Source organism: Subtercola endophyticus (assembly GCF_021044565.1).
Classification (GTDB): domain Bacteria; phylum Actinomycetota; class Actinomycetes; order Actinomycetales; family Microbacteriaceae; genus Subtercola; species Subtercola endophyticus.
This window is the reverse complement of record NZ_CP087997.1, coordinates 1,012,018-1,024,825: the sequence shown is the minus strand read 5'-3', so window position 1 is coordinate 1,024,825 and position 12,808 is coordinate 1,012,018. Positions and strand designations below refer to the sequence as shown.

Below are 12,808 nucleotides of genomic sequence, written 5' to 3'. Positions count from 1 at the left end.
GGGGCCCTATTGTTGTAACACGGCGGCTGCCGCGTCAGCACAGCCACTCATACCGGCGCCACTCGGGATCCACGAAGGATGATCATGCCTCACTCCTCCGACGACACCTCACCCGCCGCACCCATGGCCGCGGCGACACCCGGACCCGTCTCGGCTCAGGTTCCGGTTGACACCACGAGCCCGAACGTAGCTCACCATGTGCTCGTCGACCCCGAACAACAGCCTCACAGCAGGGTGAGACACTGGCTGCTGCAAGGCCTCGTCGACCAGTCCGGCCGGTACCAAGGGTCGTACAGCGCCGTGGCCGAGAAGACGCACACCTGGTGGCGGGTCATGTGTCTCACCGGCGTCGACTACTTCTCGACCCTCGGCTATCAGCCGGCCATCGCGGCCCTCGCCGCCGGACTGCTCTCGCCGTTCGCCACCATCGTACTGGTCGCTCTGACGCTGTTCGGCGCGCTTCCGGTCTACCGCCGGGTGGCTCGTGAGAGCTTCAAGGGCGAAGGTTCCATCGCCATGCTCGAACGACTGCTGCCCTGGTGGGGCGGCAAGCTCTTCGTACTGGTGCTGCTCGGGTTCGCAGCCACAGACTTCATGATCACCATCACCCTCTCGGCGGCCGACGCCACGGCGCACGCCATCGAGAATCCGTTCGCTCCGGCGTTCTTCCACGGCAACAACGTGATCATCACGCTGATATTGATCGCCTTGCTCGGGGCGGTGTTCATTCGCGGCTTCAAAGAGGCGATCGGTATCGCCACCGTACTCGTGGCGGTGTACCTGGCTCTGAACCTGGTGGTCATTCTCGTTTCGCTCGGGCAGGTGTTCGGGCATCCGGTGGTCATCACCGACTGGTGGGCCGCGCTGAACGCCGAACACGGCAACCCGCTCGTCATGGTGGGAATCTCCCTCATCGTCTTTCCGAAGCTCGCTCTCGGCCTGTCGGGCTTCGAGACCGGTGTCGCGGTCATGCCGCAGATCACCGGCGGAAAAGACGACACTCCGCAGAACCCGCGGGGCCGCATTCGGGGCACCTGGCGCCTGCTCACCACCGCCGCGCTCATCATGAGCGTCTTTCTCATCACCTCGAGCGTCGTGACGACGTTTCTCATTCCGCAGGCCGAATTCCAGCCCGGCGGGGAGGCGAACGGACGCGCGCTGGCCTACCTCGCGCACGAATATCTCGGGCCGACATTCGGCACGGTGTACGACCTCAGCACCATCGCCATTCTGTGGTTCGCGGGAGCCTCGGCGATGGCCGGCCTGCTGAACCTGGTGCCGCGTTACCTGCCGCGCTACGGCATGGCGCCGCAGTGGGTGCGGGCGGTGCGGCCGCTGGTTCTCGTGTTCACCGGAATCGCATTCATCATCACCCTCGTCTTTCAGGCCAGTGTGGATGCCCAGGGCGGCGCATATGCCACCGGTGTCCTCGTGCTCATCACGTCGGCCTCGGTCGCGGTGACGCTCTCGGCCCGTCGCCAACGTCAGCGCAAACGCACCATCGGCTTCGGCATCGTCTCGGTCGTGTTCTTGTATACGACTGTCGCGAACGTGTTCGAGCGGCCCGATGGTGTGCGCATCGCAGCACTGTTCATTCTGGCGATTCTGGTCGTGTCACTGGTGTCGCGCATACAGCGCTCGTTCCAGCTGCGAGCCACCAGCGTCACGCTCGACGAATCGGCGCTCGAGTTCGTGCGTCAAGACGCCGCTCGCGGGCAGATTCACCTCATCGCCAACGAGCCCGACGATGGCAGCGCCCTGGAATACCGGGTCAAGAACAAAGAAGAGCGGCACGACAGTCACATTCCGCTCGGCACGAAGGTCATCTTCGTCGAGGTCTACCCCGCGGACTCGTCGAACTTCGAAGAAGATCTCGTGGTGCGCGGAGTCATGAAACACGGCTACCGGGTGCTCGAAGTACGCAGCGGCAACATTCCGAACACGCTTGCGGTGGTGCTTCTGACCATTCGCGACGAGACCGGTGTCGTGCCCGAGATCTACTTCGAATGGACCGAAGGCAACCCGCTCGGCAACATGCTCAAGTTCTTGATCACGGGCGGCGGCGAGGTCGCGCCCGTCACTCGAGAGGTGTTGCGGGAAGCCGAGAAAGACCTGAAGCTGCGCCCCGCCGTGCACGTGAGCTGACCGAAAGACCTGAACCTGCACCCTCCGAACCGCGCCGCGCACGCGAGCTGACGCTACCCGTCACGACGCCTGCGCGCTGACGCGACGGCTTCGCCGTGCGCCGCAACGCGGCCAGCTCGTCGGCGAAGGCTTCGCGCGAACGAGCCATCTCGTCTTGCATAGCCGCGATCTGCTGCGACAGCGCGTCGATGTGGTCGACGTTCGCGTTCTGCGCAGCGGTGTCGGAGCGCACCCTGTCGACCAGCCAACTCGCCAGCGTTGCCGTGATCACACCGAGCAGGGCGATGCCCGCGATCATCAGCCCCACCGCGATCAGCCGACCCTCGAAGGTCACCGGCGTGTAGTCACCGTATCCGACCGTTGTGATGGTCACGAACGCCCACCAGAGAGCGTCGCCGATGTTCGTGATGTCTGCCCCTGGAGCATTCTGCTCGGCGTCGAGAATACCCAGTGCCGCGATGATCACGAGCAACCCGGCCGACCCGATGACGTAGGTGGCGACCTTGCCCCGAAACGCCGTTCCGGCAGTGCGCTGCAGCACCGTCCAGAGCATCACCAGACGCAGCAGCCGCAGCGGCCTCAGCATCGGCAGAGCGACGATCAGGAACTCGAGAATGTGCGTGAAGAACCAGCGCCAGCGCTTCGGCGCGAGCACCAGGTTCGCGATGTAGTTCACCATGAAGACGCCCCACACCGCCCACATGATGACCTCGGCGATCACCTGCTGCTGGCCCTTGAGGTTGCCGATCACATCCCACGAGTACACGACCAAGAAGATGATCGACACGAACGTCAGCGGCCATTCGACCGACGAGTTCCAGTGCGCCTGACCCTCCTCACCGCGCTTGAAACCGAAGAACCGATGGTGCGCCGCGCTTCCGGTCAGCGGCTCACCCGTCAGCTCGTCGTCGGCCGTCGTTCCTGGCAGCGCCTCGGTCAGCACGTCGGTGATGCGATCGGTGATCGCCGCCGCCTCCGCCTCGCGTTCGGCCTGGGTCATTCCGAATGAGGCGGGCGACGTCGCCGCTCCTCGGCCACGGGGAGCCGCCTCAAGGTGCGTCTTTCTCGTCGTGCGGATCGTCATGCCATGCCCCGTCGTTCGTGGCCCCGCGCCTGTCGAGTGGTGTGCGTACTGTGCGAAACCGACTTCAGAATGGCCCGAGCATAGTGCGACCACGGTTCCCGCACGTTTCCGCCGTGTTACGGTGCGATGCGGATGCCCGGGCGATTACTCTGAGAGGCATGAGTGACACCACCACCCCCGCACCCGACGATTCCGACCTCGACGATTCCGACCTCGACGATTCCGACCTCGACAAAATCGAAGAAGACGAAGACAAGCGCGAAGAAGCGCAGTTCAACAAATCCATCGAAGCAGACGGCCTGCTGCCCGTTCCCGACGCCGCCCCCACTGACGGCCCCGCTCCCGCCGCCTGACCGGCTCCGCTCGACGTCTCCTCAGGCGCCGTCGGCAACGCCCACGGCATCGCCGCAGTCAGTCGGTGTCGCCGCAGTCAGTCAGAGTCGCCGCAGTCAGTCGGCGTCGGTGAATCTGGGGCGCACGGGTGCGCCGTCGCGTCTTCGTCGATTGAACACGTCTGGTGGCCCGGTTTTCGTGAGTCGGTCTGATGTTTGTCGGCACCGTTGGGGTCGTTGTTGATGGTCGACCCATTTCGGTGGGATCAGATGCGGCACCCCGTCGACCATGACAAGTTTCCAGTCGGCGGTGTGGAGGTGGTTGTGGTGGAACTTGCACAACAACGCCCCGTTACACACATCCGTGACGCCAGGCGCGTGGGTGTCGTCTTTCCAGTCGACGACATGGTGGCTCTCGCAGAACTGTGGTGGCCGGTTGCAGCCCTTCCACACACACCCGCCGTCACGATTCGCGAGGGCACGGTTCTGGGCCGCACTGAACAGCCGCTTCGTTTTCCCGAGGTGCAGCACTTCGCCGTGCGCACCGAACACGGTCGTGGTGATGTCGGCGTGGCAGAGAGTCTGCGCGACCACCGACGCCGGCACGGGCTCCTGAATGCCGTCGATCCAGCCCACCCCACGCCCAGAGACAACATCGTCGAGGGTCGCGTGGATGTTCAGCACCGGCCGGGCCCCGTTGATCTGCGGCATCCCCGGCAACCCTGCTGCGACCCGGATGACTTCCGTGAACACATCCACCCGACGCTGCGGCAAAGTACGCGTATCCACCGCTACCGCCTCCGCATCAGACACCGCCTCAGCGTCAGCATCAATGGCGGTGGCCGTGGCGGCGGTGGTGGTGGCGGCGAGGGTGCCGGCTCCCGTGTCGGCATGGGGTGTGCCGGGGTCGAAGGGGACGTGTCCGGCGACGCGGGGGCTGGAGATTGCGTGATCAACCGCCATCCACACCCCACCCTGCTCCGGCGTCAACACCCCGTTCACACGGATGCAGCCTGAGCGGGTGTTCGAGAACGTCAGCCCGCGTTTCGCTTCCAAATCTTTGTACCGCGGTTCCGCACCGTCCGCGTCCAACGACTCCCTCGCCCGGACAGCGAGCCCACGAATATCATCCGCTGGTAGGGACACCCCGCCGATACCGTCGACAGCCCACTCCACGAGTCGCCGTTCGACCGCACGAATCTCTTCGGTGCCGCAGTTCGGGGCCGCCTCCGACAGCGGACGAACGATCGCGTCGGCGGTATCGACACCGATCAGACCCGACCGGAGAGCATCTTCGACCTCGGGGAACTTCGACGGGACCAGCATCCCGACCACGACCGACGGCAACACGCCCACCCCCAGCTTGATCCGGCTTCTCGCTGTCGACCGTGACACCGACGTTGACGCAACAATCAGCTCGATCGCGTTCGCGAACCCTTGTTTGCGTGCGAGTGACTCTTCACCCAGTTCGTGTCTGCTGCGGTCGGCGACATCCCCAGCCACCTGAATACGTAACCCGTCCACCAACCTGCCTAGCCGCTCCACCGCAACCAGACCGGCCAATAATTCTTCGTCGGCAAGCCCGCAGGGCGCGGCAGCCCGGAACACCCCACACTCACCACACGCCGCAACCGCCTCCGCCAACAGAACACCCAACGACACCCGAACAGCATCGTGCCCATCGGGATGATTAGGGCCGCCAGCGGTGCTGCCGGTGGGCGGTAGAGGTGTTACGGACATAGACCGATCATACCACAATACCGAGGTATTCTCACTAACAAAGTGGCCCCGAACCACGGGAATTCGCACCCCGAAACACCCACCCCGAAGCATCCCGGGCTGCCGCGCCCTGCCGGGCTTGCCACCAAACGACCTACCGCACCACCATAAATACCACCACCCACCGACACCGAGACCCACCCGTCACCTCCCCGAGGCGGTCACCACGAAGACACCTTCCCAGGCAAGAACCCAAGGAACCCGCACTCCCTCGAAAGAACAGAGCCCGAAGAAGTCGACCCGCGAGCCGAACCATCTTCAGCGACAACGGCTGTTCAGCGCGTCATGGCCAATCGACTTGGCGAAAAAGCCCCCAAAACGCGCGAAATAGGGGCTTTTTCGCCAAGTCGATGCTCGGGGGCGCCCCGAGACCCGGGCACGCGGCCCGGGCACGGGACGCGCGGCACGGGCCAGGGCGCGCGAGCAGGGCCCGCGGCTCAGCGCTTGGGCACCCAGCGCTTCGCACGACGAAACTCGCCCGCGGCGCGGCTGTACTCCTCGAGGGCGATGTCGGCCCGCTGCTGCTCGAGCGCGTGCAGGCGCCCATAACCGAAGGTGTTCTCTCCGTCGGTGTGGGCGATCTCGGCGCTCGTCACCAGCAGCTCCTGCAGGGTGACACTGTCGCGGTACTCCCCCAGCGAGTCCTGAACCCGTTCGGCGGCCTGCGCCAGACGCCGGGCCTTGTCGCCGAAGATCGCCGTCTCGCCCGATGTCACGGCCTCGGCGCCGAACCGCAGGCGGCGCGCTGCCTTGCGCACCGCGTGCACACGTTCGTGCCACTCGGCGGGGTTTGCGGCGTCGTCGACCGCGTTCATCCGCTTTCGCACTCGCGAGTAGTCGTGCGCGAGCCCCCGAGCCAGCGCCTTCGAAGCGGGCTTGTTCGACGCCTTCGCAAACGTGGCCGTCGTAACGAACGCCTCGAGGTCGTCGAGCAGCCGAAAGTACCGCGTGCTCGACATGATCACGCGAAGGTAGTTGAGCGCCTTGTGGTATTCGGCGTTCTTACTTGTGACGACCCGCTGCAGCACGGCCTCGTGCATCTTCTTGTTGGCCTGCGACCGCACCAGGTTGCGCGCCCGGTCGTGCATCACCTGCGGATCACGCGCGTCGCCCAACACTGTGCCGAGAGCAGCGAGCTCGCTCTCGAGATGTGCAGCGGCCGTCGAGGCGAGCAGGGGCCGATAGGTCGCGAAAACGCTGCGCAGGCGGCGAACGGATGCCCGCATCGAGTGCACCGAATCCGCTTCGTCTTGGCGCACCAGCGGGTCGGCGGTCTTGAGCCGCTCGGTCAGCGACGAGATCGCCTCGCGCAACACATCGCCGGCCGTGCTCTTGCTCGTGAGGCTCCAGCGCGGTGGCGCGACGCCCAGTTTCTCGCGGCCCAGCGCGTGCGCCAGTTTGGAGATGCTCGCCGACGGCTTTGCGCCGACCTCGAACAGGCGCTGTTCGATGGCGTCGAGCAGCGCCTCCCGCTTCTTCGGCGACCCTGGAGCGTTGTCGGTGAGTTCGACCTCCCACTCGCGCCAGACACGCAGCTGCCCCGTGGTCTCGTCGACCGCCGAGACCAGATCGTCGGCGACCTCGGCGATGTCGGTGCCGGCCGAATCGAACAGGCAATAGGTGGTGCGGGTCGTGGTCAGGCGAGCGACGGGCGAGAGTTCACGATCACGCACGTGCACGAGCACGAGGTCGAGCACGGGTTCGGGAATGGGAGACTCTTCGCCGAGCGGCCAGTGCAGTTCGAGCCGGCCTTCATCGGCCGGCAGCTTGATGTGCCAGCCCTCGTCGGCGCCCCCGGCACGGCGACGCAACACGATGCGCTGCGAGGCGAGGTCGAGCCGATCGGTGTCGTAATACACGGCGTGCAGAGTCGCCGTCTCCGGCTGCGAAGTACGGGCCACCGCGGCGACCCCGGCGAGGTCTGGAACACCGACCGTGTCGTCGACATCGTACTTGCGCTCGATCTCGACGTGAACCTCATGGGCCATCTATTCCGCACCTTCTCCCGGGGTTCCACGGTAACGCATCCGCGCTGCGGGTCACGAGAGCTACGGTTGAGCTATGGCTCCACTGACTCCGCCCGTCGCCCGCAAACAGCCCCTGACCCGCCTTCACCACGGCGACGAGTTCGTCGACGACTACGAATGGCTGCGCGACAAAGAAAACCCCGACGTACTCGCCCACCTCTCTGCCGAGAACGACTACACCGAGCAGCAGAACGCCCACCTGGCGGTCTTGCGTGACTCGATCTTCGACGAGATCAAGAACCGCACGCTCGAAACCGACCTCTCTGTGCCGGTTCGCGAGGGCGACTGGTGGTATTACACCCGCACTCTCGAGGGCAAGCAGTACGGCATCCACGCCCGGGCCCCCATCGCGGCGCCCGACGACTGGACTCCGCCCGTGCTCGAGGCCGGCCAGCCCATCACGGGCGAACAGGTGCTGCTCGACGACAACATCGAGGCGGAGGGCACCGAGTTCTACTCTCTGGGCAGCTTCGACGTGAGCGCCGACGCGACACTGCTGGCCTACGCGGTCGACACCGAAGGCGACGAGCGGTACACGCTGCGCATCCGCGATCTGGCGACCGGGGCCGACCTGGCCGACGTTGTCGAGAACACCGCCCCGGGGGCGACCTTCTCCCCCGACGCGCGCTTCATCTTCTACCCGACCGTCGACGAGTCGTGGCGACCAGACACCATCTGGCGACACAGAGTCGGAACCCCGGCGAGCGACGACGTCGTGGTCTTCACCGAGCCAGACGAACGGTACTGGATCGGCGTGGGCCTCACCCGCAGCCGCAAGTACCTCGAAATCGGCATCGGTTCGAGCATCACGAGCGAATCCCTGCTGCTCGACGCCTCGACCCCCGAGGGCGAGTTCAGCGTGGTGTGGCCACGCGTCGAGGGAGTCGAGTACTCGGTCGAGCACGCCGTGGTCGCGGGCACCGACCGACTGCTGATCACGCATAACGCCAACGGCGAGAACTTCGAGCTCGTCGAGGTCGCACTGGATGCCCCGACCGACCCCGAACGCCAGCACACCATTCTGGCGCACAGCCACGAGGTGCGGCTCGAGAGCGTCGACGCCTTCGCAACCCACCTCAGCATCGAGTACCGCCGCGACGCGCTCAGCCGCGTCGCCGTCATCACGCTGGCTCCCGCTCAGGTCGGGTCTGGCTGGCCCTACTCCGAGCCGCTCGAGCTGCCCTTCGACGAGCCGCTCTTCGCCGTCGGAACCGGCGGCAACCCCGAATTCGATCAGCCCACCCTGCGGGTCGGCTTCACCTCGTTCGTCACCCCGTCGACCGTGTACGACTACGTCGTCGCCACCGGCGAGCTGCGCCAGCTGAAACAGCAGCCCGTGCTCGGCGGTTACGACTCGTCGCTTTATGGCCAGCGCCGCGAGTGGGCGGTCGCGCCCGACGGCACGAGAGTACCGATCTCGTTGGTGTACCGCCTCGACGCAGACGGCGACGCCACACCAGGAAGCACGGGCACGAGCACGAGCACAGGCACGACCGCGCCTGCTGCCGCAAGCGCCGCCGAGCATCCCGCGCCCGCACCGAAACCGCTCGTGCTCTACGGCTACGGATCGTACGAGGCGAGCATCGACCCCTACTTCTCGGTCGCCCGGCTCTCCCTTCTCGACCGCGGTGTCGTCTTCGCCATCGCGCACGTGCGCGGCGGCGGCGAACTCGGCCGCTGGTGGTACGAGAACGGCAAGACGCTCACCAAACGCAACACCTTCAGCGACTTCATCGCCTCGGCGCGTCACCTGATCGAGATCGGCGAGACGACCCCCGAGCTGCTCGTCGCACAGGGCGGCAGCGCCGGCGGGCTGCTGATGGGCGCGGTGGCGAACGATGCGCCCGAATTGTTCGCGGGCATTCTGGCGCAGGTGCCGTTCGTCGACGCGCTGACGTCGATTCTCGACCCGTCGCTGCCCCTCACGGTGATCGAGTGGGACGAGTGGGGCGATCCCCTGCACGACCCCGAGGTCTATGCCTACATGAAGTCGTACTCCCCTTACGAGAACGTTCACGCGGGCATCCGGTACCCGCGCATTCTCGCCGTGACGAGCCTGAACGACACCCGCGTGCTCTACGTCGAGCCGGCGAAGTGGGTCGCGAAATTGCGCGAAGCCGGCGCTCCCGCGCTGCTCAAGATCGAGATGTCGGCCGGGCACGGCGGCGTCAGCGGGCGTTACGAGCGCTGGAAAGAGACGGCGTACGAGTACGCCTGGGTGCTCGACGTGCTCGGCCTCGCCGACTAGGTCGCAGCGACATCGGCCGTGTCGCCACAGCACGCCCTCTACACCGTTTCGGTCGTCGATGCAGCCACTTCTTCCTGCGCCGCCCGCCCCGTAGTGTGAACAGGTGACTCCTGAGCTGCTGACCGCCCTTTCCGAGTGGATGCCCCACCAGCGCTGGTTCGCCGGCAAAGGTACGACGCCCGCACTGAGGCACGTCGGCAGCTACGACTTCACGCCGCCGAGCGGCGCCAGTGGGGTCGACATCACCACCGCCTTGCTGCTCGACGAGGGCGGACAACAGCCCACGCTCTACCACGTGCCTCTCACCCTGCGCGCAGAGCCCGCTCCCGAACTCAGTGCCGCCCACATCACCACCCTCGAGAACGGCCTGCACGTCTACGACGGCCCGAACGACACCGCGTACGCCCACGCGCTGCTGGCGCTGATCACGGGCGACGCGGCCACCTCGGGGGCCGGTGCCACCACGGCGACGGGGCGCAGTCAGGTGCCCGGGCATCCGCTCGCAGTGAGCGCGGCCCGGGTACTGAGCGGAGAGCAGTCGAACACCTCGATCATCATGTCGGTCGTCGCACCCGACGGCGACGGCACGCCCGGCCCCGCCGCGGCCCCGGTCATCTGCAAGGTGTTCCGGGTGCTGCACCACGGCAACAACCCCGACGTGGTGTTGCAGTCGGCCCTGGCTGCCGCCGGTTCGACCCGAGTACCGGCGTCGATCGGCAGTGTCGTCGGCCAATGGCCAGACCAGCGGATGCCCGACGGCCGTACCTCGGGCCACCTCGCCTTCGCGCAGGAGTTTCTGCCCGGCGTTCGCGACGCCTGGCGGGTCGCGCTCGAAGCAGTCGACGAGGGCAGACTGTTCACGGCCGAAGCCGCCGCGCTCGGTGCGGCGACCGCCGAGGTGCACGAGACTCTGGCAGCCGTCATGCCGACCGTACCGCCGTCGGACGATCTCGTCGCGGGGGTGCTTGCGAGCATGCGCCGCCGCCACGCCGGAGCCGTGCACGAGGTGCCCGAACTCGCGGAGCACAATGCCGCGATCGAGCGTCTCTTCGAGGCCGCCGCGAACAGCCCGTGGCCGCAGCTGCAGCGCATCCATGGCGACTACCACCTGGGCCAGGTACTGGCGGTGCCTCCGGGGCATGCCGGGTCATCGGGCGACGATGGATCGTTCGGCAGCTGGGTGCTGGTCGATTTCGAGGGCGAGCCGCTGCGCCCGATGGTCGAGCGCAGTCAGCCCGATCTCGCCCTGCGCGATGTCGCCGGAATGCTGCGGTCGTTCGATTACGCCGCCGGTTCGCACGCACACTCGAACCCGGGCGAATCCGCTGCCGAGTCGGCCGCCGCCTGGGCTCAGGATGCCCGGCAGGCCTTTCTGGGCGGCTACGTCTCGCGCTCCGGCCTCGACCTCACCGCGGTGCAGACCCTGCTCGACGCCTTTGAGATCGACAAGGCGCTCTACGAGGCCATCTACGAGGCGCGCAACCGCCCCACCTGGCTACCCATACCCGTCGCCGCCATCGCCCGCCTCGCCACCCCGGCCTAACGCGTTTCGCGCGAGCGAGCGCGACCTTTGCGGTCGAGAGTGGCCGCCCCGGCGGCTCATCTCGTCCGCAGCTGTCGCTGTCGCTCTCGTGCCGACCCGAGGCGGGGCGGGCGCGTCAGCGGGCGGTGAGGTCTCGGGTCGCGGGGCCCTCGAGCAGCGCACCGGTCGACGAGAAGCGTGAGCCGTGCAGGGGGCAGTCCCAGGAGGCCTCGGCGTCGTTCCAGCTGAGCACACCGCCGAGGTGCGTGCAGATTCCCGACACCGCGCAGGTCGCGCCATCGACGGTCGAGACTCCGACAGGCCGGATGCCCGCCCGCCCGATCACGCCGGCACCCTCGTTCGGCGGCTGCAGTGCATCCACTCGCGGACCCGTCAGGGCGCCGGCCCAGCCCTTCACGGCCCACCAGCCCACCGCGGCGCCCGAACCGATGCCTGAACCGATGGCGGCAGGCAGGGTGACCCGGTGGTGCATCGCCTCTGCCCAGTCGGGGCTGTCGCCGAGAATGTCGCTGACGAGGGTGAGCGCCGCCGTGACCGCGTTGGTCATGCCCCACTTGTCGTACCCCGTGGCGAGGTAGATTCGGCCGCGACCGCGCGGCAGGTAGCCCACGAACGGCACCCGGTGCGGGGTCTCGTAGTCTTGGGCGCTCCACGAGTGGGTCAGTTCGGCGCCGGGAAAGTAGCGCTCGGTCCAGCGTTGCAGGTCGTCGACGCGGGCCTTCGCCGACACCTCGCGGCCGGTCACGTGTCCGTTGCCGCCCACGAGCAGCTCGTCGCCGCCCGAATCGGCTGCCGTGCGCAGTGAGCGGCTCGGCGAGTCCACCGACAGATACATGTCCGACGGAATCGGCCCCGGCACCCGGTACGAGGTGACGTACGAGCGCTGCGGCTTCAGCTTGGCGAAGTACAGCCCGCGGTCGAGAATCGGTGTTCCCGTGGTGAGCAGAACGTGGTCGGCGAACACGTCGCCCTGCGCCGTGCGCACCCGCGCGCATCCACCGGGGCCGCCCTTCGCGGCAACACCCGTGACGCGCGCGTTCTCGATGATCACGCCGCCGAGCTCGCGGATGTCGGTGACGAGTGCCCCCAGAACATCCATCGGGTCGAACTGCGCCTGGTCGGGCAGTACGACCGCTCCGAAAGTCGGGAAGGGCAGGTCGAGTTCGGCCTTCAGCCGCACGTCGAGGCCCACCAACCGGGCCACCCGAAACTCTCGCTCGACCGTCTCCGTGCCATCGGGAGTGCCCGCGTAGCTCACGGCGTCGCGACGCTGAACCGGAATGTCGCGCTCGGCGGCGTAGTCGAGCATCCACTGCTGGCCCGCCCGGTTGCCGTCGACGTAAGCCTGCACGATGGCCTGGTAGGTGTGCCGCTTGATGTTCTGCAGGTGACTGCCCTGCAGCAGCGAGAGCTTGGCCGACGTGTTTCCGGTCGCGACGGCGCCGATGAACCGCGACTCGAGCACTGCGACACGCTTGCCCGCCTGAGCGAAGAGCACTGCGGTGACGAGCCCCGTCAGCCCGCCCCCGACGATCACCTCGTCGTAACGGGCGCCCTCTGCGAACTCGTCGGTTCCGATGTCACGCGATGTCGCCAGCCACAGGGAGGTCATGTTTTGACCCTACGCTTTGCGTTTTCTCTCCCGCCGAA

At 66.9% G+C, this 12,808-nt stretch carries 8 protein-coding genes; 4 read left to right on the top strand and 4 right to left on the bottom strand.

What is annotated here, in order from left to right:
* The first annotated feature begins 84 nt into the window (after positions 1–84).
* Positions 85–2,145 (top strand): APC family permease, encoded by a 2,061-nt coding sequence (locus LQ955_RS04930; RefSeq protein WP_231027090.1) that lies wholly within the window; start codon positions 85–87, stop codon positions 2,143–2,145.
* Here LQ955_RS04930 and LQ955_RS04925 read toward each other — a convergent pair.
* Positions 2,078–3,229, bottom strand: a complete 1,152-nt coding sequence (locus tag LQ955_RS04925) for a potassium channel family protein (protein WP_231027089.1) — start codon at positions 3,227–3,229, stop codon at positions 2,078–2,080. The two genes, LQ955_RS04930 and LQ955_RS04925, sit on opposite strands and share 68 nt — an antisense overlap.
* Positions 3,230–3,387: 158 nt before the next feature.
* Between LQ955_RS04925 and LQ955_RS04920 the strand changes: the two genes are divergently transcribed.
* The gene (locus LQ955_RS04920) at positions 3,388–3,582 is read left to right on the top strand and encodes a hypothetical protein (protein ID WP_231027088.1); all 195 of its coding nucleotides are present in this window, start codon (positions 3,388–3,390) and stop codon (positions 3,580–3,582) included.
* A gap of 96 nt (positions 3,583–3,678) precedes the next feature.
* On the opposite strand, the gene LQ955_RS04915 is transcribed toward LQ955_RS04920, so the two are convergent.
* Together LQ955_RS04915 and LQ955_RS04910 are read right to left on the bottom strand one after the other, a co-directional pair.
* On the bottom strand, positions 3,679–5,301 hold the full coding sequence (locus tag LQ955_RS04915) for an HNH endonuclease signature motif containing protein (RefSeq protein WP_231027087.1): 1,623 nt from the start codon (positions 5,299–5,301) through the stop codon (positions 3,679–3,681).
* A 476-nt stretch (positions 5,302–5,777) separates the two neighbouring features.
* Positions 5,778–7,328: a CYTH and CHAD domain-containing protein gene (locus LQ955_RS04910; RefSeq protein WP_231027086.1), complete on the bottom strand. Its 1,551-nt coding sequence runs from the start codon at positions 7,326–7,328 to the stop codon at positions 5,778–5,780.
* A 73-nt stretch (positions 7,329–7,401) separates the two neighbouring features.
* Here LQ955_RS04910 and LQ955_RS04905 point away from each other — a divergent pair, with 73 nt between their 5' ends.
* Together LQ955_RS04905 and LQ955_RS04900 are read left to right on the top strand one after the other, a co-directional pair.
* The gene (locus tag LQ955_RS04905) at positions 7,402–9,615 is read left to right on the top strand and encodes a S9 family peptidase (RefSeq protein WP_231027085.1); all 2,214 of its coding nucleotides are present in this window, start codon (positions 7,402–7,404) and stop codon (positions 9,613–9,615) included.
* Positions 9,616–9,718: 103 nt separating this feature from the next.
* Positions 9,719–11,158 (top strand): maltokinase N-terminal cap-like domain-containing protein, encoded by a 1,440-nt coding sequence (locus LQ955_RS04900; RefSeq protein ID WP_231027084.1) that lies wholly within the window; start codon positions 9,719–9,721, stop codon positions 11,156–11,158.
* A 115-nt stretch (positions 11,159–11,273) separates the two neighbouring features.
* On the opposite strand, the gene LQ955_RS04895 is transcribed toward LQ955_RS04900, so the two are convergent.
* Positions 11,274–12,770, bottom strand: a complete 1,497-nt coding sequence (locus tag LQ955_RS04895) for an FAD-dependent oxidoreductase (RefSeq protein WP_231027083.1) — start codon at positions 12,768–12,770, stop codon at positions 11,274–11,276.
* Positions 12,771–12,808: the final 38 nt, after the last annotated feature.